The following is an 18,568-nucleotide window of genomic DNA, read 5'->3' on the forward strand; positions in this document are numbered from 1 at the left end:
CATGACCGCCCACATCACGCATATCTGGCGCCTCCTGAAATGGGGCCGCACCTTGGCGCGGCATGGCGCGCTGACGGGGATCGAACGCGATCCGCTGACGCCCGGCCCGGTCCGCCGTCTGGTACGGATCGCCCGCTTCGGCGCGCGCGTGCCCAAGCAACCCCGCTATGCCGACGCTTTCCAGTCGATCGGCCCGGCCGCGATCAAGCTGGGCCAGACGCTCGCCACCCGGCCCGATCTGGTCGGCGATCATGCCGCGAACGATCTGCTGCGCTTGCAGGACGCCCTGCCCCCCGTGCCGTTCGAGACGATCCGGGCGCAGATCGAATCCAGCTTCGGCCGTCCGCTGGAGCAGGTCTATAGCCGTTTCGACGAAGTGCCGGTCGGCGCCGCCTCCATCGCGCAGGTGCATCGCGCCGTCACGACCGATGGGCGCGACGTCGCGGTCAAGGTGATCCGCCCCGGCGTGATCGACAAGTTCAACCGCGACATCCAGACCTATGAATGGGCCGCCGCCCATGTCGAGATGCTGGGCGGCGAGATCGCGCGGCTACGCCCGCGCCTCGTCATCGCCAATATGAAGCGCTGGACGGCGCGCGAACTGGATTTGCGCCGCGAAGCCGCCTCCGCTTCCGAACTGGCCGAGGCGATGGAGGCGATGCCCGGCTATTGCATCCCCACCATCGACTGGGACCGTACGACCGGCAAGGTCATGACGATGGAGTGGATCGACGGGATCAAGATTTCCGATCGCGACGCCCTGATCGCGGCGGGCCATGATGTGAAGGATCTGGCCGCCCGCCTCGTCAACGCCTTCCTGCGGCAGGCCATTGCCGAGGGATTCTTCCACGCCGACATGCATCAGGGGAATCTGTTCGTGAAGGCCAATGGCGATATCGTCGCGATCGATTTCGGCATCATGGGCCGGATCGACCGGCGCGCGCGCATGTGGCTGGCGGAGATTCTCTATGGCCTGATCACCGGCAATTATAAGCGCGTCGCGGAAATCCACTTCGAGGCGCAATATGTGCCCGCCCATCATAATGTCGCCGAGTTCGCGACCGCCCTCCGCGCGGTGGGCGAACCGATGCGCGGCAAGCCGGTGCGCGAACTCTCGGTCGGCGGGATGCTGGATGGGCTGTTCGCCATCACCCGCGATTTCGACATGCAGACCCAGCCGCATCTGCTGCTGCTGCAAAAGACGATGGTGATGGTGGAGGGCGTGGCGACCGCGCTCGACCCCGACATCAACCTGTGGGAAACGAGCGGCCCCTATGTGAAGAACTGGCTGCGCGACGAACTGGGACCGGAGGCGAAGGTCGCCGACGCGCTGATCGAGAATATGCGCACGCTCCAGCGGCTGCCGGGACTGATCAGACGGATCGAGGATGCCTTCCCCGAAAAGGGCGGCGCCCCGCCCCCGCCGCCGCTGGGCGAGGTCAAGCTGATCCGCATGGGCGGCGGCTGGCGCTATTCGCTGGTGGCGGCGATCGCGGCGGCGGCCGGGGCTGGCGCTATGTGGCTGAGTTCCGCTATCTGAGTACGATGGACAATGATATCCGAACCATTCCCTTCAGCTTTGTCGCGGAAACGGTAAGCCAGATCGACGCCCGGCTTGATGCGATCGAAACCAATGATCGCGTGGTCATAAGCTGGGCTATCGAAAGCGGCAGTCGGGCGTGGGGCTTCCCCTCGCCCGACAGCGACTATGACTGTCGCTTCCTGTTCGTCAGGCGGGAGGATGACTATCTGTCACCATGGATTCGGCGTGACGTCATAGAAACGCCGCTTGAAGGCGATCTGGACGTGAATGGCTGGGATCTGGCGAAGGCCATCAAATTGCTGCTCAAGGGCAATGCCGTCGTGATCGAATGGCTGATGTCGCCCATAGCCTATCGCGGCGACCCCTGGATGCGGGACACGCTGCTCGATCTTGCCACCCGGTTCACGGATCGCGATGCTGTTGCGCGCCATTATGTGCATCTGGGCGAAGGCCAGCGGAGAAGCTATTTTTCCGACGACAAGGATGTGGCGCTGAAGAAGCTCTTCTATGCCCTGCGACCGGCCGCCGCGCTGCGATGGATGCGCCTCCATGCGGACCAGCGTGTCGCGCCGATGCATTTTCCGACGCTTATGGCGCAATGCGAACCGCCGTCTGATGTCATGCAAATTGCATCGGACCTGATCGCGCTGAAGGCGACATCGAAGGAAATGGGCAGCGCGCCGCTGCCCGCCGCCGTCAAGAATTTTGTCGATAGTGAATTCGCTACGGCTCGCGAAATCTTTGCCCCGCGCAGCAAGACATTGGACGCTGCGGCCAAAGAAGCGGCGGAAGCGCTTTTCCGGACGGCTATACGCCGATATGCACCGAGGCCATGACCCAGCGCGTCCTCCTCATCGTCTCGGGCGGCATTGCAGCCTATAAGTCGCTCGAACTGGTGCGGTTGCTGCGCAAGCGCGGCATTGCCGTGCGGGCGGTACTGACGCAGAGCGCGGCGCAGTTCGTGACGCCGCTGTCGCTGGGCGTACTGACCGAGGATCAGGTTTATGAGGATCTGTTCGACCTGAAGGCCGAGCGCGAGATCGGGCATATCCAACTCAGCCGTCAGGCCGATCTGGTGGTCGTCGCGCCCGCGACCGCCAATATCCTCGCCAGGATGGCGAACGGGATCGCCGACGATCTGGCGACCACCCTGCTGCTCGCCACCGACAAGCCGGTGCTGGCCGTCCCCGCGATGAATGTGCGCATGTGGCATCACAAGGCGACACAGCGGAACCTGCACCAACTGCGGGCCGATGGCGTGCATGTGATGGAGCCGGATGACGGCGCGATGGCCTGCGGAGAGTTTGGGAAGGGCCGCCTGCCTGAACCGGAAGCCATTGCGACGGAAATCGCGCGCCTGCTCGCCTTGCCTCTTCCTGTCGATATGCTGTCGGATCAGCCTGATTTTGCGGGAGATGCCCGGCCGCTAGCAGGCCGTCATATCCTGATCACCGCCGGGCCGACGCAGGAGCCGATCGACCCGGTGCGCTACATCGCCAATCGATCGTCCGGCAAGCAGGGCTTTGCCATCGCCGCCGCCGCCGCGCGGGCCGGTGCGCGGGTGACTTTGGTCGCCGGGCCGGTCCATCTGCTCACGCCTGCCGGGGTCGATCGCGTCGACGTGGAAACCGCGCGCCAGATGCTGGCCGCCGTCGAAAGCGCCCTGCCCGCCGACGCGGCGATCATGGTCGCCGCCGTGGCCGACTGGCGCACCGCCGACGCCGCCGACCAGAAGCTGAAGAAGGACGGATCGGGCCAGCCCGCCCCGCTGACGCTGGTCGAAAATCCCGACATCCTCGCGACGCTCGGCCATCATCCGCAGCGCCCCGCCCTGCTGATCGGCTTCGCCGCCGAAACGCAGCAGATCGCCGACCATGCCCGCGCCAAGCTGGCAAGGAAGGGCGCGGACTGGATCGTCGCCAATGACGTGTCCGGAGACGTGATGGGCGGCGACGCCAATAGCGTCCAGATCGTCACCACCGCCGGCATCGAAACATGGCCGACCCTGCCCAAGGGGGAAGTCGCCGACAAACTCATTGAAAAGGTTGCCAATGCCCTCTCCTCTCGCCCCGATTGATATCCAGCTCAAGCGCCTGCCCCATGGCGAGGGTCTGCCGGTGCCCGCTTATGCCACCGCCCATGCAGCGGGTATGGACGTGGTGTCGGCGGAGGACATGGTGCTGCATCCGGGCGGGCGCCATCCGGTGGCGACCGGCTTTGCCCTGGCAATCCCCGATGGCTATGAAATTCAGGTCCGCCCCCGGTCCGGCCTGGCGCTCAAACATGGCATCACCCTGCCCAACACGCCCGGCACCATCGACGCCGATTATCGCGGGGAACTGAAGGTGCTGCTGATCAATCATGGCGACCAGCCCTTCCCGATCAAGCGCGGCGACCGCATCGCCCAGTTGGTCGTGGCGCCGGTGCAGCTTGCCAGCTTCGTGGAAGTCGATAGTCTCGACGACACCGCCCGGGGACAGGGCGGTTTCGGTTCGACAGGAGTGTGACGCGATGACGATGCTGAGCGACGACCAGCTTGAGCGCTACGCCCGGCATATCGTCCTCAAAGAGATTGGCGGCGCGGGTCAGGCGCGGTTGCTATCCGCCGATGTGGCAGTGATCGGTGCGGGCGGCATCGGCAGCCCGGCAATCCTCTACCTCGCCGCTGCCGGCGTCGGCACGATCCGCGTGATCGACGATGACGCGGTCGCCCTGTCCAACCTTCAGCGACAGATTCTGTTCGGCACGTCCGATATCGGTGCACCCAAAGCGGAAGCGGCGATGGCCGCGGTGGCGCGGCTGAACCCCGATATCAAGCTGATCCCGATCAACGCCCGGATCAATGCCGACAATGCCGACCTGATCCTGCGCGAAGCCGATATCGTGCTGGACGGCTGCGACAATTTCGACACCCGTCTGGTCGTGGCGGATGCCGCGCAACGGCTGCGCATCCCGCTGGTATCGGCGGCGGTCGGGCCGTTCGAAGGACAGCTTGCCACCTATCGTGGCTGGGAAAAGGACAAGCCCTGCTATCGCTGCCTGGTCGGCGCGCCGCAGGATGCGCCCGAACGCAATTGCGCCGAAACCGGCGTGATCGGCGCGCTGACCGGCACGATCGGCAGCCTCGCCGCGCTGGAGGTGATCCGCGCGCTGGTGCCGTTCGGCGCCGACATGGCGGGACGGTTGCTGATCGCCGACCTGCTCTCCATGCGCTTCCGCACGATCGACGTGGCGAAGGACCCCGGCTGCATTGGTTGTGCTGCGTTACTATGCGCCCCTTAAGGATCATCGTCGCCACGGCGGATGCGGAGCGGCTGCGCGGCGCGCTGGTGCTGGCGGCGGCGCAGGCGGCGCTGGGCGGGGACGCGACGCTGTTCCTGCAACTCGATGCCGTCGCCCTGCTGCGCCTGCCCGTCACCGCCCCCCGCGACGAAGCGCATCAGGCCGCCGGATTGCCCTCCATCGCGGCCCTGATCGAGGATGCGCTGGCGCTGGGGGTCGCGATCATCGCCTGCCAGAGCGGGATGGCGCTGGCAGGGCTGTCGGCCGACATGCTGCCTGCGGGGATCGAGACGGGCGGCCCGGTCGCTTTCCTTCAGCAGACCGACGACGACGCCCGGCTGCTATTCGTCTGAAGCTTAACGAATGATCGGCAGATAATGCCACATCTGGCGCGGCGCATCGGCACCGGGCGTGGCCCGCGCCACTGCATCGGGCAGGCTGTCAGTGCGCAATATGGGCAACAGGCCAATATGGGCCGCGCCCCAGAAGGCCGCATAGCAGAGCAGCGCGCTCAGCGCATAACGCATCGCCTTCATCCTGCCTGCCTCCATTTCCGCCGGGGAAATTATCCGTAATGCCCCCGCCGGGCAAGGGCCACGCCCGGACAGGCTCAATCGCACAGGAAAATCGCCTCGATCGTCAAGCCGAACAGGTCGGCAATGCGGAAGGCCAGCGGCAGCGAGGGATCATATTTGCCCGTCTCGATCGCATTGACGCTCTGGCGCGAGATGCCCAGTTGCGCCGCCAGATCGCTTTGGCTCCAGTCGCGTTCCGCGCGCAGCACCTTCAACCGGTTCTTCATCGCCGCCCCCATGGCAGGATGCCCGCCACGATCAAGCCGATATTCCAGAGGATGAAGGCCCACCAGGCCGGTGCATGCGGGGCAAGGCCCGAACTTTCCAGAAAACCCCAGACCGTTGACACCACCAGCAGAAATCCGGTCGCGATCAGCGCCCGCCGGACATGCAGCATCCGCTGATATTCGTCGCTTTCCTCGACGAACAGTCGCCCCATCGCCCAGATGAAGCCGATCAGCGGCAAAGCGGGCAGGATCGCGATCGCCACTGCCAGCGCCCCCTGCGGCGCCAGCCCGCGTTGCAGGTTGATCGCGGCGATCAGAAACAGCGCATAGACGATCCAGAGCGGGATCAGCCGCCGCATATAGCGCATCATGGCCGGCGTCGCATTGCCCGTCAGCCTTATGTACCGGCGCGATTCCCATCCCATCCACAGCAATGCGGCGAAGCCGGGAATGAGCAAGGGCAGCTTGGCATTGCCGGTCAGTTGCAAGACGGTCGCCACCGGCCCCGCGCCGAACATCAGCAGACAGAAAAGCACAACGGCCAGGCCAAGCCGCCAGGGCGCGGGATATGTCATGTCGTCGGTTGCCATGAGCGGCGTCCTTCCTTGATGATGTCAAGGACGCTGGCGTTATTATACTTGACGTACCCACGCAAAACAGCCATATATGCTCCATAAGGAGTTAGATCGATGGTTTCCGCCCTGTCCGCCAAGCATTTCCACGATGAAGAAGCGGCCTACGCTTACGTTGAAGCGCGTATCTGGCCTGAGGGTCCGGTTTGCCCGCACTGTGGCGGAGTGGAACGCATTGGAAAGATGGGTGGCAAATCCACCCGCATTGGAGCCTACAAGTGCTACCAGTGCCGCAAGCCCTTCACCGTGAAGATCGGCACCATCTTTGAGGCTAGTCACGTGCCTATGCATATCTGGCTTCAAGCGATGTATCTCATTGCAGGCTCCAAAAAGGGCGTTTCCAGCAATCAACTCCACCGCATTCTTGGCGTGACACTCAAAACCGCTTGGTTCATGTCGCATCGCATCCGTGAAGCGATGCAGCAGGGCGGGCCGCTTATGGGGCAAGGCGGTGGCGTCGTAGAGGCCGACGAAACCTTTATTGGCCGCGATCCCGATGCACCACCGTCGCGCATGGCTATCCGCAACATGATGCAGGTCGTATCGCTTATCGACCGTGAGACCGGACGCGCGTCTTCCATCGTCTTTACCGGCGATATGAGTGCAGCATCCATCGGCCCCGTGCTTGCGGGAAAGCTATCGCCAGATGCGCATCTCATGACGGACGAGGCTAAGCACTACAAACTGCCCGGCAAGGGTTATGCCGCGCACAGCAGCGTTGCGCATGGCCGTGGGGAGTATGTGAACGCCGATAACGCGGCGATCCACAGCAATACCGTGGAAGGCTATTTCAGCATCTTCAAGCGCGGCATGCGTGGTATTTATCAACACTGCCAGAAGAAGCACTTGCATCGCTATCTGGCGGAATTCGATTTCCGGTACAGCCACCGTGTTGCTCTTGGGTATAATGACAACGACCGTGCCAATGTGTTATTGTCGGGCGTCATCGGCAAACGCCTGACGTACAAGAGGACTAACGCAGGGTTGTAATCCTAGTGCCGAAGCAAAAACAGGAATTGACGCAGGAAGAGCAAAGCAAGCGGTTCCGCGACGAGGTGGAGCGCATGGTTGCCGCTGGCGAACTAAATCCCATAGAGGCAGATTCAGCTTTTGAGTTTTTGGTTCGTAATTCTGCTACCCCTAGAAAGTAGGCAGCATATGGTGTATGCTGCCTGAGTTATGGATATGCAAAACAAATCAAATTGGATCGATCCCGAAGAATTTGAAGCGCGTATTCTTTTACTCGCTCAAACCGCCATCGATAACCCTAAAGGTGGGAGGAACCGGGGTTTTTTGCCTCAGAACCTTGGCAGTAAGATCAAGTATATATTTAGCGTATGGAATAGAATCTAATTTTGAAGATTCATCATCAACGTAGTTTGCTAACTCTTCCCTTAAAAGCAATCCTCTCTTTTCAAGGGCTTCCCCAATAGCGTTAGCTATAAAAATTTGCGCAGTCACAATGTCGGTTTCTTTGAAATCCATACCAAACCCTCCATCTAAATAGGAATGCCTGCCTTGCCGCATTCCTCCCTTTGGACATTCTTCCAGACATAATAGCCGGAATTATCTTGCGCTTGCAGATATGCGGCCACCACCAGCCCGGCTTGCACGCATCTATCAATGCCGGAACCGTTGGTTTCTACAATGCGATATTGCGCAACAGCGTCGCTGGCGACCTGATCACGAATATTGGCCAACTGCACAGGCGGTGCCAAGAAATCATATCCGAACGGAACCGCGCCCGTCCTAAAGGCCAGCGTGCCAAGTACGGCTAACGCCAAAAATCCGCCCGTAACCGCCGCAGCGGTATCACTTCTCATGGGTCAAAACCCCGCGCTCAATGCCCGTCCGAAGCCGGGCGGTTGGTCGCGTGCGAGCGCGAGCAGCACGCCTCCCGTATTCACGCGAGGGCGCTCTTTTATTCCGGGAGCCACCCGACAAAGGGATGACTCGCGCTCAGCACGCAATGTGCGTCAATCCTCACGACCAAGATCGGAATGACGGCGGCAGGCTAGGATATAAGGAATGTCTTGTCCATGATTCTGGATGGAGCTTGCTGCCCCGCAGAGGATCATGTATTGGTGGAGACGTCGGGGATCGGACCCGAGAGGACGCGGATAGGAAGCCAGCGCTCGACGCCAGTCCGCCCCCGGCCATAGGATAGATTATCCACGTCAGGCCCGCCGCGCTCCTGCCCATACAGGCGTTTGGCGGGCCTTCTCTTACCCAGCATCGCCCGTGGATGTGACGTGCTGGCAAATCCCTTGATAGCATGAGCGTTTCGGGCCTCCGTTGTTGATGGAGGCCCTTATCGACCGACTGGAATTGCTCAGCAATGAGCGCATGTGTCGTTCATTTAAAATGTTGATAGAACTAGATAATTAATAGCACGCATAATAGCGCACATTGGCGTGCTATTTCTTTTGGCGACCTGCACGACCAACTCTTTTGTATCTGCCTTTTATCAATTCGCGGGCATCGCGATTGGCCACATATTCAAACCCATCCTCAAATCGCATGTCTCTGGCTATCTCTATCGTACTTAGGCCGCGAGCATGCATTTCGTCCGCCTTCGCCAAAATGGCGTCACGACTTGGAGGATTTCCTCTTTTGAAAGTCGGGGCACGTTCTGAAGGAGTCGGAGGTGGGGCGGGATGCCCGTAGCGTTCGATTAGAATTTTATTGATGTAGGCGGCCCAATCTGACTTTTTGATCCATAGCGGCCTGCCTTCAAGGTAGCCTTTTGGATGGGAGCCTGTGATATACGCCCCCGACTTAATCATTCTATTATCAAGGGAAGGAACAGAATAGGAGTCAACCTGCTCATCTGTATCTTTGGTTCTTACCCACAAAGGGCAATGGCGATACAAGATAGCGGACCTGACATATGCTTGAGCTATTTCATCCAAGGCTGATCGCCTTAGCCAATCATCATCGGCATCACTCGGATCAAGCGTCTTCATTTGCGAAATAAGTTGCCTGTCTAGGTTCGTGAAAGGCCGCTGTTCAAAAATCCTGTAGAGTTCATGGAAGCAATCATTCAGGCGTATGGCGTCAGCGACAGCAATCCCGAAATCACGTATATCATCCATTCCAGCAACATACTGATTGACGGCCTTGCGTCACCCGATTCCATCGCGGGGTATGCGAAGTATAATAACGCCAGGACGCTTTACCTTCGCCACAAAGAGAGAGTCAAGCTTACTTTACACATAAGCAAGCAAGCTTGACCTTCCCGATCAGAATGCGCCGTATCGCTCATTCCCGACGAAGCCCATATTGCTGACGCCCGACCGCTTGATGTCAGCCAGCACCTCATCGACCGTAACATAGCGGGCCGCCGCGTCCGGCTCGAACTGGAGTTCCGGCTCGACCGGAGTCCGCATCGAGGCGGCCAGATATTGGCGAAGGGTCAGCCGATCGACTGCCGCCCCGTTCCAGCGGATCACGCCATCCGCGCCAATCGTCACCTTGTTCTTTACCGGGTCCATCCGAATCGGCAGTTCCTGCGCCTGTGCCGGCAGGTCGACCGCCACGCTATGCGTCTGGATCGGGATGGTGATGATGAACATGATGAGAAGCACCAGCATCACATCGATCAGCGGTGTCGTGTTCAGATCGGAAATGGGCGTCCCCTGATCGCCCGATTGGGGTGTAGCAAAGCGCAAAGCCATACGTCCCTCCTGATGCTGAAATATGATATATCAGTACATGGATGATGCGCCGCATGCAGCATCTTGGCAAGAGGGGTTCTATTGACAGGACCGACCGCCCATTTAAGGGGAAGGCGCGGCATTTCAGCCCGCACAACCTGACATTTCAACAGAAAGACTCCCCCCGTGTCCGCCATGCTCAAGATCACCCTGCCCGATGGTTCCGTGCGCGAAGTCGCGCCCGGCACTACCCCGGCGGATATTGCAGCGGCGATCGGGCCGGGTCTGGCGAAAGCCGCCATTGCCGCGCGCGTCGACGGCGAACTGCGCGATATCGGCCGCCCGCTGGAACAGGATTCGCAGCTTGCCCTCGTGACCGCGAAGGATGAAGCCGACGCGCTGGAACTGGCGCGGCACGACTTCGCGCATGTGCTGGCCGAAGCGGTGCAGAGCCTGTTCCCCGGCACGCAGATCACCTTCGGCCCGGCGACGGACGACGGCTTCTATTATGACGTGATGGCGCCCGCTGATCGTCAACGCGGGCCGTTTAATGACAACGACCTTCCCGCCATCGAAGAAAAAATGCGCGAGATCATCCGTGCGGACAAACCTCTGGTACGCGAGGTTTGGAACCGGGCTGACCTTATCGCGCGCTGGGAAGAGCAGGGCGAGACGTTCAAGGCAGAATGGGCCGCCGAATTGCCCGAAGGCGAGGACTTGACCATCTACTGGTCCGGCCAGCCAAACAGTGCAGGCGCATGGATGGACATGTGTCGCGGTCCACATCTGTCCTCCACCGGCAAGCTCGACCCACAAGCTTTCAAGCTCATGCGTGTCTCAGGTGCCTATTGGCGCGGTGATCAAAAGAATGCGCAATTGACGCGCATCTACGGCACCGGCTGGCTCAACAAGAAGCAGTTGGCCGAGCATCTGACGCGCCTCGAAGAAGCGGGCAAGCGGGACCATCGCAAGCTGGGCGCGGAAATGGACCTGTTCCACCTTCAGCAGGAAGCGCATGGCAGCGTGTTCTGGCACCCCAAGGGCTACCTCATCTGGCGCGAGCTGGAAGCCTATATGCGCCGCGCCATCGATGACGCGGGCTATCGCGAGGTGAAGACGCCGCAGGTGATGGATGCGCGCCAGTGGGAAACGTCCGGCCATTGGGGCAAATATCGCGAGAATATGTTCGTGATCCCCGACGAAGTGCCGAACGTGGAGGATGAAGGCCCGCTGGTGTCGGATGACGCCGACTGGATGGCGCTCAAGCCCATGAACTGCCCGGCGCATATCCTGATCTTCAAGCAGGGGATCAAAAGCTATCGCGACCTGCCGCTGCGCTTCTACGAAAATGGCTGCTGCCACCGCAACGAGCCGCATGGCGCGCTGCACGGCCTGATGCGCGTGCGCCAGTTCACGCAGGACGACGCCCATATCTTCTGCCGCGAGGATCAGATCGTCGAGGAAGTCCGCGCCTTCTGCGCGCTGGCCGACCGCATCTACAAGGATTTCGGCTTCACTTACTCGATCAAGCTCGCCCTGCGCCCCGAAAAGCGCTTCGGCACCGAAGAGATGTGGGACAAGGCCGAAGAGGAACTGCGCAACGCGGTCGCCGCCGCCGGCCTCAACACGCCGGAATTTGGCTGGGAAGAATTGCCGGGCGAAGGCGCCTTCTACGCGCCCAAGCTGGAATGGCATCTGACCGACGCGATCGGCCGCACCTGGCAGGTCGGCACCATCCAGTCGGACCGCGTGCTGCCCGACCGACTCGACGCAAGCTATGTCGGCGAGGATGGCGAACGCCACCGCCCCGTCATGCTCCACCGCGCCATTTTCGGCAGCTATGAACGCTTCATCGGCATCCTGATCGAACATTATGCGGGCAAATTCCCACTGTGGCTGGCCCCGGTGCAGGCCGTCGTCGCGACTATCGTGTCCGACGCGGACGACTATGCGAAGGCCGCCGTCGAGAAGCTGCGCGCGGCCGGCATCCGTGCCGAAATCGACGTCCGCAACGAGAAGATCAACTATAAGGTGCGCGAACATAGCCTCGGGAAAGTGCCGAATTTGCTGGTCGTCGGCCGCCGCGAGGCGGAAGAAGGCACGGTCGCGCTGCGCGAACTGGGCAAGGAAGGGCAGAGCTTCCTTTCGCTGGACGACGTGATCGAACGTCTTGCGAAGGAGGCCCGCGCGCCGGATTTGCGTGGCCTATAATCAAGATCAGCCGGGCAGCGCGGCCTTTACCGCCGCGCTGCTCCTGATCGCCATCGAGACCACTCTCTGGTCTATCGCCGCCACCATATTTCATCATCATCTTCCTGGCTCGCCGCCGACATTTTCTCTTTTCTTCAGTGGCATTGCCTTGATGATTGGCCTGACCCTGCTGCGTCGGCGATGGCCCAGAATAGCGCTGGCCATTGCAGCCCTTATCGCCGCCGCGCCTTTTCTGGCGATTTTGCTGCCACTGTTCCTTGACATCTAAGCCGGCAATGCCGACATGCATTGAGGCAGAAATGCCGCAAGGGTGCGTGATTCCGTTACGACGGAGGCACGCACCCCTTTCGGCTTTGCATAAAAGCCGCTAAGAGCCGTCCGTTTTTGAAACGACCATAGGAGATACTGCTATACGTCCCCCGATGATGCGCCGCCCGCTGGCGCCGCCGCCGAAGTCTGGCCCCCGCTATAACGAATTCATCAACGTGCCCAAGGTGCGCGTGATCGATGATGAAGGCGAAAATCTCGGTGTGATGTTTACGCAGGAGGCGATCGAGCAGGCCTATGAGATCGGCCTCGATCTCGTGGAAGTCTCGCCGAACGCCGATCCGCCGGTCTGCAAGTTCCTGGACATCGGCAAGTTCAAGTACGAAGCCCAGAAAAAGGCGAATATCGCCCGCAAGACCCAGAAGACGCAGGAACTCAAAGAGATCAAGATGCGTCCGAACATCGACGATCATGACTATGATACGAAGATGAAGAAGGTCCATGACTTCATTGGCGAAGGCGACAAGGTGAAGATCACCCTGCGTTTCCGCGGCCGCGAACTCAGCCACCAGCAACTGGGCATGAACCTGCTCCAGCGCGTGGCCGAAAACGTCCAGGAAATCGCCAAGGTCGAAGCCTATCCCCGCATGGAAGGCCGCCAGATGCTTATGGTGCTCGCGCCGAAATAAGGCTGCGACATCGGATGAATTTTCGAAAAGGGCGGCGCCATCAGGCGCCGCCCTTTTTCTTTTCCCGGCCAGTGCGGGACCGAGCCGCCAATCTTTCCGTCAGACGCTCCTTCCGCCAATCGCGCGATAGCGGGATGGCGGCACGCCGAAATGGCGCGCAAAGGCGGTGGAGAAATGGCTGGGCGTGGCAAAGCCCAGTTGCAGGGCGATGTCCGTCACCGGGCGCGTAGTCGCCAACATCTGACGCGCCGCCTCCTCCAGACGCATGGTCAGCACATAATGCCAGGGCGTGGCGCCAAAGGCCTGCCGGAAGGCATCGGTGAAGCGGCGGACATCCATGCCGACCAGCGCCGCCAGCGATGCCAGATTATGCCGCCCATCCAACTGATCCCGGATCGCTGCCGACAACAGCGCGCGGTCCGCCTGCGACAATGCCCCATCGCTGCCGCTTCGCCCCTGGCGGCCATAAAGGTCCATCATGTGCAGCTTCAGCGCTTCGGCCATGGCATGCAGCGCCATGACCGCCAGATCATCGTCCGGTCGCGCCATCAGGTCGGCCATGCGCGTCGCGGCGGCATGAATGAAAGGATCGCGATGCCCGACCCGCGCATTGAACGACGCATCCTTGAGGCATGACGTGGGCAGGCGAAATTCCACGAAGCGCGCATGATCGCCCTGCGCCAGCGCGGCATAGCGGCATTGCGCCGGGATCATCCATATGTCACCCGCCGCCGGTAAAGTCCGGCCAGATGGCCCTTGCGAAAATTCGCACTCCATCCGGTCGAGCCGTCCGCCCAGATGCACGACGATGCTGTGATGCGCTTCCTCGAAACACCAGTCGGTCGCCTGCGCCAGCGTCTCGGTCGCGGACACGATGCCCAGCGCCCCGACCTCCGTCTGCCGCCGTTCCACGATCGCGCGGCTCAGCAAGGGCCGTTTGCCATCCCAGACGCGGAGCTCGCTATCGTTCACCGACTCTCCTGCGCAAAGAGTTTGCGCCAGATTAAGCAAATTCGCCGGAATGCGGAAGCGGGCATGTTTTACGACCGATAAACTGACAGCCCATCATCCAGACAGAAGGACGGAGCTGCCATGACGGACCATCAAATCGCGGGAAAAACGGTGCTGATCGCGGGCGGCGGCAAGAATCTGGGCGGCCTGATCGCCCGCGATCTCGCGACCCAGGGCGCCGCTGCCGTCGCCATCCACTATAACAGCCCCGCCTCCGCCGCCGAAGCCGCAGAAACGGTCGCAGCGGTCCGGGCAACGGGCGCGCAGGCCGAAGCCTTTCAGGCCGACCTGACCTCCGCCGCGGCCGTGGAGAAATTGTTCGCCGATACCGCCGCCGCCCTCGGCAACCCGCACATCGCCATCAACACGGTGGGCAAGGTGCTGAAAAAGCCCTTCACCGAGATCAGCGAAGCCGAATATGACGAAATGAGCGCGGTGAATGCCAAAAGCGCCTTTTTCTTCCTGCGCGAAGCGGGCAAGCATGTGCAGGATAATGGCAAAATCTGTACGCTGGTGACGTCGCTGCTGGGCGCCTACACGCCCTTCTACGCCGCCTATGCCGGCACCAAGGCGCCGGTCGAACATTTCACCCGCGCAGCATCCAAGGAATTTGGCGCACGCGGCATTTCCGTCACCGCGATCGGCCCCGGCCCGATGGACACGTCCTTCTTCTATCCGGCTGAAGGCGAAGAAGCCGTCGCCTATCATCGCTCGGCCGCCGCCCTATCGCCCTTCTCCAAGACCGGGCTGACCGACATCAAGGATATCGTGCCCTGGATCCGGATGCTGGTGTCGGACGGCTGGTGGATGACCGGGCAGACCATCCTGGTCAATGGCGGCTACACCACCAAGTAAAACGGAGGGGGCATCATGCCCCCTCACCCCCTAACCGTTGGGCAGGATCAGATATTTTTCGCCCGTGCGGCGGGCGTTATAGGCCAAAACCGCCTCCCGGCTCAGCGCGTCCTTGAGCGAAATGCGCGCCTTATAGGAGCTGGCGAAGGTCGTGGTCAGATTGTCGCGCACCCGCTGGCGCATCCGTTCTGCCGTCTCCGCCCCGGCGCGCTGGAGGAAAGGGAAGAGCAGCCAGCCACCCACGCTCCAGCCGAACCCGAAACTGCGGGTGATGACCGTGGGCGCCGTGTCGAGCGCACCATAGATATAGGCCTGCTTCAGCACGTCGGAGCCGTAGCGGCTATAGGCCGCGCCCTTGCTGGCGGCGCGTTCCATGGCGTCCAGTATCTGCCCGACCAGCGTGCCGCCGCCGATCGCATCAAAAGCGATGGTCGCGCCCGTCGCCTCGATCGCATCGCGCAGCACCTCGGCGAAATCCGCCTGCGAACTGTCCAGCACATAGTCCGCGCCCAAGGCCCGAAGCGTTTCCGCCTGCGCCGGACTGCGGACGATATTGACCAGCGGAACGCCATCTTCCTGACAAATGCGCACCAGCATCTGCCCCAGATTGGAGGCGGCAGCGGTATGAACGATCGCCTTGTGCCCTTGCGCTCGCGCGGTTTCGACAAAGCCCAGCGCCGTCAGCGGATTGACGAAGGCGGACGCGCCCTCCTCCGCACTTGCCCCGTCCGGCAAGGGCAGCACGGACCGGGCATCGACCAACCGATATTGCGCGAACATTCCGCCCGGCACACAGGCGACCCGCTGGCCCAGCAGCGCCCGCGCCTCGGCCGCGTCGCCCGCCGCGATCACCGTCCCCGCGCCTTCATTGCCGACCGGCATCGCCTCGCCGATTCGCGCCGCCATGGCCCGCACCGCCGCGTCGGGCATCTGCGCCACGATCCGCCCGTCGCCATAATCGGCATTGGCGACATCGGCCGGGCCGAACAACAGCCCCAGATCGGACGGATTGATCGGCGCCGCCTCGACCCGGATCAGTATCTCATGGCCGGTGGGCGGCGGCAGGCTTTCCTCGACCAGTTCGACGGTCAACCGGCCATCCTGCGCCAATGCGGTCATGATCTTGAGGCCGCGCGTTTCGCCCATGGCAATGCTCCTTATGCTGTTGCGGACATCAGGTAGGCACGCCGGCGCCAATGGCAAGCGCGGCGGATCAGGCCGACGGCTTTTCCCGGTAGAGCGCCGGGAACATCGTCTTGAGCGCCGCGATCTTCGGCTTGTCCCAACGCATGATATAAGGATGCCAGGGGTTTTTGCGGGCGAAATCCTGATGGTCGGCCGCTGCATCCTGAAAGCCGGTAAAAGCCTCCACCCGCGTCACGATCGGGTCGCGCCACAGGCCGGACTTGCCCAGTTGCGCCAGATAGGCGCGGGCCGCCCTATCCTGCTCTGCATTCAGCGGGAACAGCGCGCTGCGATATTGGGTGCCGCTGTCGGGGCGCTGATAATATAGCGTGGTCGGATCGGCCACGACCGAGAAGAAGATGCGCAGCAATGTGCCATAGCTGACCTGCGCGGGATCATAAGTCACCCGGACCGACTCGGCAAAGCCGGTGTCGCCCTCGCTCACCGTCTCATAATCGACCCGGCGATCGCGCGGACCACCGGCAAAGCCGGAGACGGCGAGATGGACACCTTTGACATGGGAGAAGACCCCCTCCACGCCCCAATAGCAGCCGCCGGCAAAAATGGCGGTTTCCAGCTTGCGGGTCGGCGCGGCGTCTATCGCAGGAACCGGCGCCAGCAGGGGCGATTGGGCATGTGCGGGGAAAGCGGCGGCAAGCGCCGCGAGAAAGAATAGGGTAAGGGCCTTAGAGCGCCGCACCATGGCTCTGGGTCGCCGCAACAGCGGTGGAGCCGAACATCGGCGGCTCTTCGGGCTGAAGCATGAACATGCCGACAGCGCCGATCGCAAACCCGCCCAGAAAGCGCAGGAACAGGTCGGATTTCAGAAACGCCATCATGGCAAACGCCTTTCTACCTTCTACTGCCGGTCCTACCGGCTATGCGGCTACCTTCATGCGCCTTGCCCCTGACTGAACGGCCGGCCCTGCGTGAGCGGGTTTCGACCAATGTGGGCAGGAGAGCGACGAACGCAGCCTCTTATTCAGTTTCTTTGTGCAACGGGCATATAGAGCGCCCGGCGACAATCGCAAGACGGTGCGGCGCGAAAAAGACCGTTTCCATTTTTTGATCTGACAGAAAAACCGGCGCTTTCACGCCGGTCTTCCCTATGTCGCAACCGCGAAGTTGCGCGTGCTTATTTCAGCGCGGCGCAGGCTTCCTGAATCCGCGTGCAGGCCTTCTTCAGCACCTCGTCCGAGGTGGCGTAGCTGATGCGGAAGGCCGGCGACAGGCCGAAGGCAGCGCCATGCACCGCGGCAACCTTGGCCTCATCCAGGAAATAACCGATCAGCGTTTCGTCGCTGTCGATCAGCACGCCCTTGGGCGTGGTCTTGCCGATTACGCCGCTGGCGTCGGGATAGACGTAGAAGGCCCCTTCGGGCGTCGGACAGTCGAGGCCCGGCGCGTCGTTCAGCATGGCGACCACCATGTCGCGGCGCTTCTTGAACACGGCGTTGCGGTCTTCCAGGAAGTCCTGCGGGCCGGTCAGCGCGGCGACGGCGGCGGCCTGGCTGATCGAGCAGGGGTTGCTGGTCGACTGCGATTGCAGCTTGCTCATCGCCTTGATGATCCATTCGGGGCCACCGGCAAAACCGATGCGCCAGCCGGTCATGGAGAAGGCCTTGGAACAGCCATTGACCGTCAGCGTGCGGTCATAGAGTTCCGGGCAGACTTGCGCGATGGTGGCGAAGGGGGTCGATGCGTACCAGACATGCTCATACATATCGTCGGTCATCACCAGCACATGCGGGTGACGCAGCAGCACATCGGCCAGCGCCTTCAGCTCATCGGCCGAATAGGCCGCGCCCGAGGGGTTGGACGGCGAATTGAGCATCACCCACTTGGTGCGCGGCGTGATCGCGGCTTCCAGCTGGGCGGCGGTAATCTTGTACCCCTGCGACGCCGGGCCTTCGATAAAGACCGGCTTGCCGCCCGCGAAATTCACGATGTCGGGATAGCTGACCCAATAGGGCGCCGGGATGATGACTTCATCGCCTGCATCGACGGTCGCGACCAGCGCGTTGAACAAAGTGTGCTTGCCGCCCGAATTGACGCTGATCTCGCTGCGCTTGTAGATCAGGCCATTGTCGCGCTTGAACTTGAAGGCGACCGCTTCCTTGACGTCGGCGGTGCCGTCCACGTCGGTATAACGGGTCAGATTCTTGCGAATGGCTTCAATGCCCGCCTCTTTGACGAAATCGGGCGTATCAAAATCGGGTTCGCCAGCGGAGAGGCCAATAACGTCCACACCTTCGGCTTTGAGCGCGTTCACGCGGGCGCTCATGGCGAGCGTGGCGGACGGCTGGATGCGACCGAGGGCAGCGGAAGTCTGGCTCATGATAATAATCTTTCTCCAGAGCGATTTCGAAGCAGGTATAAACTGCCTGCTGGCTTGGAAATCGCGACCAAAAACAATAAATCCCCGAGGCCCGCAC

The 18,568-nt window shown here is 61.6% G+C and carries 23 protein-coding genes; 11 read left to right on the top strand and 12 right to left on the bottom strand.

Annotation, left to right across the window (positions count from 1 at the left end):
• Window position 1 precedes the first annotated feature (1 nt).
• The 6 genes from ubiB to BMX92_RS01725 are packed head-to-tail and all read left to right on the top strand — an operon-like array spanning window position 2 to window position 5,178.
• Window positions 2-1,540, top strand: coding sequence for a 2-polyprenylphenol 6-hydroxylase (gene ubiB, locus BMX92_RS01700; RefSeq protein ID WP_093010822.1), 1,539 nt, complete (start codon window positions 2-4; stop codon window positions 1,538-1,540).
• Window positions 1,519-2,379 carry a nucleotidyltransferase domain-containing protein gene (locus BMX92_RS01705; RefSeq protein ID WP_218145723.1) on the top strand — a complete coding sequence of 287 codons (861 nt, stop codon included), beginning with the start codon at window positions 1,519-1,521 and terminating at the stop codon, window positions 2,377-2,379. Before ubiB ends, BMX92_RS01705 begins: the two co-directional genes overlap by 22 nt.
• Window positions 2,376-3,620 (top strand): bifunctional phosphopantothenoylcysteine decarboxylase/phosphopantothenate--cysteine ligase CoaBC, encoded by a 1,245-nt coding sequence (gene coaBC, locus BMX92_RS01710; RefSeq protein ID WP_093010826.1) that lies wholly within the window; start codon window positions 2,376-2,378, stop codon window positions 3,618-3,620. Before BMX92_RS01705 ends, coaBC begins: the two co-directional genes overlap by 4 nt.
• Window positions 3,595-4,050, top strand: a complete 456-nt coding sequence (gene dut, locus BMX92_RS01715; protein ID WP_093010828.1) for a dUTP diphosphatase — start codon at window positions 3,595-3,597, stop codon at window positions 4,048-4,050. The genes coaBC and dut overlap by 26 nt, the downstream gene beginning before the upstream one ends.
• A gap of 4 nt (window positions 4,051-4,054) precedes the next feature.
• Window positions 4,055-4,825 (top strand): HesA/MoeB/ThiF family protein, encoded by a 771-nt coding sequence (locus tag BMX92_RS01720; RefSeq protein WP_093010830.1) that lies wholly within the window; start codon window positions 4,055-4,057, stop codon window positions 4,823-4,825.
• On the top strand, window positions 4,813-5,178 hold the full coding sequence (locus BMX92_RS01725; protein ID WP_093010832.1) for a DsrE family protein: 366 nt from the start codon (window positions 4,813-4,815) through the stop codon (window positions 5,176-5,178). The genes BMX92_RS01720 and BMX92_RS01725 overlap by 13 nt, the downstream gene beginning before the upstream one ends.
• Before the next feature lie 3 nt (window positions 5,179-5,181).
• Here BMX92_RS01725 and BMX92_RS01730 read toward each other — a convergent pair whose 3' ends face one another.
• From BMX92_RS01730 to BMX92_RS01740, 3 genes are all read right to left on the bottom strand, one after another.
• Window positions 5,182-5,361 carry a hypothetical protein gene (locus BMX92_RS01730; RefSeq protein WP_143066699.1) on the bottom strand — a complete coding sequence of 60 codons (180 nt, stop codon included), beginning with the start codon at window positions 5,359-5,361 and terminating at the stop codon, window positions 5,182-5,184.
• 74 nt (window positions 5,362-5,435) lie between these two features.
• Complete coding sequence (locus BMX92_RS01735) at window positions 5,436-5,627, bottom strand: helix-turn-helix transcriptional regulator (protein ID WP_093011314.1); 192 nt, start codon at window positions 5,625-5,627, stop codon at window positions 5,436-5,438.
• Window positions 5,624-6,217, bottom strand: coding sequence for a hypothetical protein (locus BMX92_RS01740; RefSeq protein WP_093010836.1), 594 nt, complete (start codon window positions 6,215-6,217; stop codon window positions 5,624-5,626). Before BMX92_RS01740 ends, BMX92_RS01735 begins: the two co-directional genes overlap by 4 nt.
• 99 nt (window positions 6,218-6,316) lie before the next feature.
• Between BMX92_RS01740 and BMX92_RS01745 the strand changes: the two genes are divergently transcribed.
• Window positions 6,317-7,249, top strand: coding sequence for an IS1595 family transposase (locus tag BMX92_RS01745; RefSeq protein ID WP_093010838.1), 933 nt, complete (start codon window positions 6,317-6,319; stop codon window positions 7,247-7,249).
• Window positions 7,250-7,498: 249 nt separating this feature from the next.
• On the opposite strand, the gene BMX92_RS01750 is transcribed toward BMX92_RS01745, so the two are convergent.
• The 4 genes from BMX92_RS01750 to BMX92_RS01765 all read right to left on the bottom strand — a co-directional run bounded on the left by BMX92_RS01750 (window position 7,499) and on the right by BMX92_RS01765 (window position 9,936).
• Window positions 7,499-7,744: a hypothetical protein gene (locus BMX92_RS01750; RefSeq protein ID WP_093010840.1), complete on the bottom strand. Its 246-nt coding sequence runs from the start codon at window positions 7,742-7,744 to the stop codon at window positions 7,499-7,501.
• Window positions 7,745-7,758: 14 nt separating this feature from the next.
• Complete coding sequence (locus tag BMX92_RS26790; protein WP_143066700.1) at window positions 7,759-8,082, bottom strand: hypothetical protein; 324 nt, start codon at window positions 8,080-8,082, stop codon at window positions 7,759-7,761.
• A 594-nt stretch (window positions 8,083-8,676) separates the two neighbouring features.
• Complete coding sequence (locus tag BMX92_RS26795) at window positions 8,677-9,354, bottom strand: hypothetical protein (protein WP_143066701.1); 678 nt, start codon at window positions 9,352-9,354, stop codon at window positions 8,677-8,679.
• A gap of 147 nt (window positions 9,355-9,501) precedes the next feature.
• On the bottom strand, window positions 9,502-9,936 hold the full coding sequence (locus BMX92_RS01765) for an ExbD/TolR family protein (protein WP_093010846.1): 435 nt from the start codon (window positions 9,934-9,936) through the stop codon (window positions 9,502-9,504).
• 174 nt (window positions 9,937-10,110) lie between these two features.
• Between BMX92_RS01765 and thrS the strand changes: the two genes are divergently transcribed.
• The 3 genes from thrS to infC all read left to right on the top strand — a co-directional run bounded on the left by thrS (window position 10,111) and on the right by infC (window position 13,082).
• Window positions 10,111-12,126 carry a threonine--tRNA ligase gene (gene thrS, locus BMX92_RS01770; RefSeq protein WP_093010848.1) on the top strand — a complete coding sequence of 672 codons (2,016 nt, stop codon included), beginning with the start codon at window positions 10,111-10,113 and terminating at the stop codon, window positions 12,124-12,126.
• A complete protein-coding gene (locus BMX92_RS01775) occupies window positions 12,116-12,394 on the top strand; it encodes a hypothetical protein (protein ID WP_093010850.1) in 279 nt (92 codons plus the stop codon). The genes thrS and BMX92_RS01775 overlap by 11 nt, the downstream gene beginning before the upstream one ends.
• Before the next feature lie 154 nt (window positions 12,395-12,548).
• Window positions 12,549-13,082, top strand: coding sequence for a translation initiation factor IF-3 (gene infC / locus BMX92_RS01780; protein ID WP_093010852.1), 534 nt, complete (start codon window positions 12,549-12,551; stop codon window positions 13,080-13,082).
• A 99-nt stretch (window positions 13,083-13,181) separates the two neighbouring features.
• On the opposite strand, the gene BMX92_RS01785 is transcribed toward infC, so the two are convergent.
• Window positions 13,182-14,054, bottom strand: a complete 873-nt coding sequence (locus BMX92_RS01785) for a helix-turn-helix domain-containing protein (protein ID WP_093010854.1) — start codon at window positions 14,052-14,054, stop codon at window positions 13,182-13,184.
• 120 nt (window positions 14,055-14,174) lie between these two features.
• Here BMX92_RS01785 and BMX92_RS01790 point away from each other — a divergent pair, with 120 nt between their 5' ends.
• Window positions 14,175-14,948, top strand: a complete 774-nt coding sequence (locus tag BMX92_RS01790; protein WP_093010857.1) for an SDR family oxidoreductase — start codon at window positions 14,175-14,177, stop codon at window positions 14,946-14,948.
• 30 nt (window positions 14,949-14,978) lie between these two features.
• Here BMX92_RS01790 and BMX92_RS01795 read toward each other — a convergent pair whose 3' ends face one another.
• From BMX92_RS01795 to BMX92_RS01805, 4 genes are all read right to left on the bottom strand, one after another.
• Complete coding sequence (locus BMX92_RS01795) at window positions 14,979-16,094, bottom strand: zinc-binding dehydrogenase (RefSeq protein ID WP_093010860.1); 1,116 nt, start codon at window positions 16,092-16,094, stop codon at window positions 14,979-14,981.
• Between the two features lie 67 nt (window positions 16,095-16,161).
• A complete protein-coding gene (gene msrA, locus BMX92_RS01800) occupies window positions 16,162-16,836 on the bottom strand; it encodes a peptide-methionine (S)-S-oxide reductase MsrA (RefSeq protein ID WP_371262264.1) in 675 nt (224 codons plus the stop codon).
• Window positions 16,820-16,972: a hypothetical protein gene (locus tag BMX92_RS27240; protein ID WP_177184895.1), complete on the bottom strand. Its 153-nt coding sequence runs from the start codon at window positions 16,970-16,972 to the stop codon at window positions 16,820-16,822. The genes msrA and BMX92_RS27240 overlap by 17 nt, the downstream gene beginning before the upstream one ends.
• Before the next feature lie 296 nt (window positions 16,973-17,268).
• Window positions 17,269-18,471 (bottom strand): pyridoxal phosphate-dependent aminotransferase, encoded by a 1,203-nt coding sequence (locus BMX92_RS01805; RefSeq protein WP_093010863.1) that lies wholly within the window; start codon window positions 18,469-18,471, stop codon window positions 17,269-17,271.
• Between the last annotated feature and the right edge of the window lie 97 nt (window positions 18,472-18,568).

Source organism: Sphingobium sp. YR768, from assembly GCF_900111125.1.
Lineage (GTDB): Bacteria > Pseudomonadota > Alphaproteobacteria > Sphingomonadales > Sphingomonadaceae > Sphingobium.

Coding starts and splice junctions, on each gene's coding strand:
- coaBC (WP_093010826.1), top strand. CDS start 2,376: ATGACCCAGCGCGTCCTCCTCATCGTCTCGGGCGGCATTGCAGCCTAT.
- thrS (WP_093010848.1), top strand. CDS start 10,111: ATGCTCAAGATCACCCTGCCCGATGGTTCCGTGCGCGAAGTCGCGCCC.
- BMX92_RS26795 (WP_143066701.1), bottom strand. CDS start 9,354: ATGGATGATATACGTGATTTCGGGATTGCTGTCGCTGACGCCATACGC.
- dut (WP_093010828.1), top strand. CDS start 3,595: ATGCCCTCTCCTCTCGCCCCGATTGATATCCAGCTCAAGCGCCTGCCC.
- BMX92_RS01725 (WP_093010832.1), top strand. CDS start 4,813: ATGCGCCCCTTAAGGATCATCGTCGCCACGGCGGATGCGGAGCGGCTG.
- infC (WP_093010852.1), top strand. CDS start 12,549: ATGATGCGCCGCCCGCTGGCGCCGCCGCCGAAGTCTGGCCCCCGCTAT.
- BMX92_RS01765 (WP_093010846.1), bottom strand. CDS start 9,936: ATGGCTTTGCGCTTTGCTACACCCCAATCGGGCGATCAGGGGACGCCC.
- BMX92_RS27240 (WP_177184895.1), bottom strand. CDS start 16,972: ATGATGGCGTTTCTGAAATCCGACCTGTTCCTGCGCTTTCTGGGCGGG.
- BMX92_RS01790 (WP_093010857.1), top strand. CDS start 14,175: ATGACGGACCATCAAATCGCGGGAAAAACGGTGCTGATCGCGGGCGGC.
- BMX92_RS01750 (WP_093010840.1), bottom strand. CDS start 7,744: ATGGATTTCAAAGAAACCGACATTGTGACTGCGCAAATTTTTATAGCT.
- BMX92_RS01735 (WP_093011314.1), bottom strand. CDS start 5,627: ATGAAGAACCGGTTGAAGGTGCTGCGCGCGGAACGCGACTGGAGCCAA.
- BMX92_RS01805 (WP_093010863.1), bottom strand. CDS start 18,471: ATGAGCCAGACTTCCGCTGCCCTCGGTCGCATCCAGCCGTCCGCCACG.
- BMX92_RS01730 (WP_143066699.1), bottom strand. CDS start 5,361: ATGAAGGCGATGCGTTATGCGCTGAGCGCGCTGCTCTGCTATGCGGCC.
- BMX92_RS01795 (WP_093010860.1), bottom strand. CDS start 16,094: ATGGGCGAAACGCGCGGCCTCAAGATCATGACCGCATTGGCGCAGGAT.
- BMX92_RS01745 (WP_093010838.1), top strand. CDS start 6,317: ATGGTTTCCGCCCTGTCCGCCAAGCATTTCCACGATGAAGAAGCGGCC.
- ubiB (WP_093010822.1), top strand. CDS start 2: ATGACCGCCCACATCACGCATATCTGGCGCCTCCTGAAATGGGGCCGC.
- BMX92_RS01740 (WP_093010836.1), bottom strand. CDS start 6,217: ATGGCAACCGACGACATGACATATCCCGCGCCCTGGCGGCTTGGCCTG.
- BMX92_RS01720 (WP_093010830.1), top strand. CDS start 4,055: ATGACGATGCTGAGCGACGACCAGCTTGAGCGCTACGCCCGGCATATC.
- BMX92_RS26790 (WP_143066700.1), bottom strand. CDS start 8,082: ATGAGAAGTGATACCGCTGCGGCGGTTACGGGCGGATTTTTGGCGTTA.
- msrA (WP_371262264.1), bottom strand. CDS start 16,836: ATGGTGCGGCGCTCTAAGGCCCTTACCCTATTCTTTCTCGCGGCGCTT.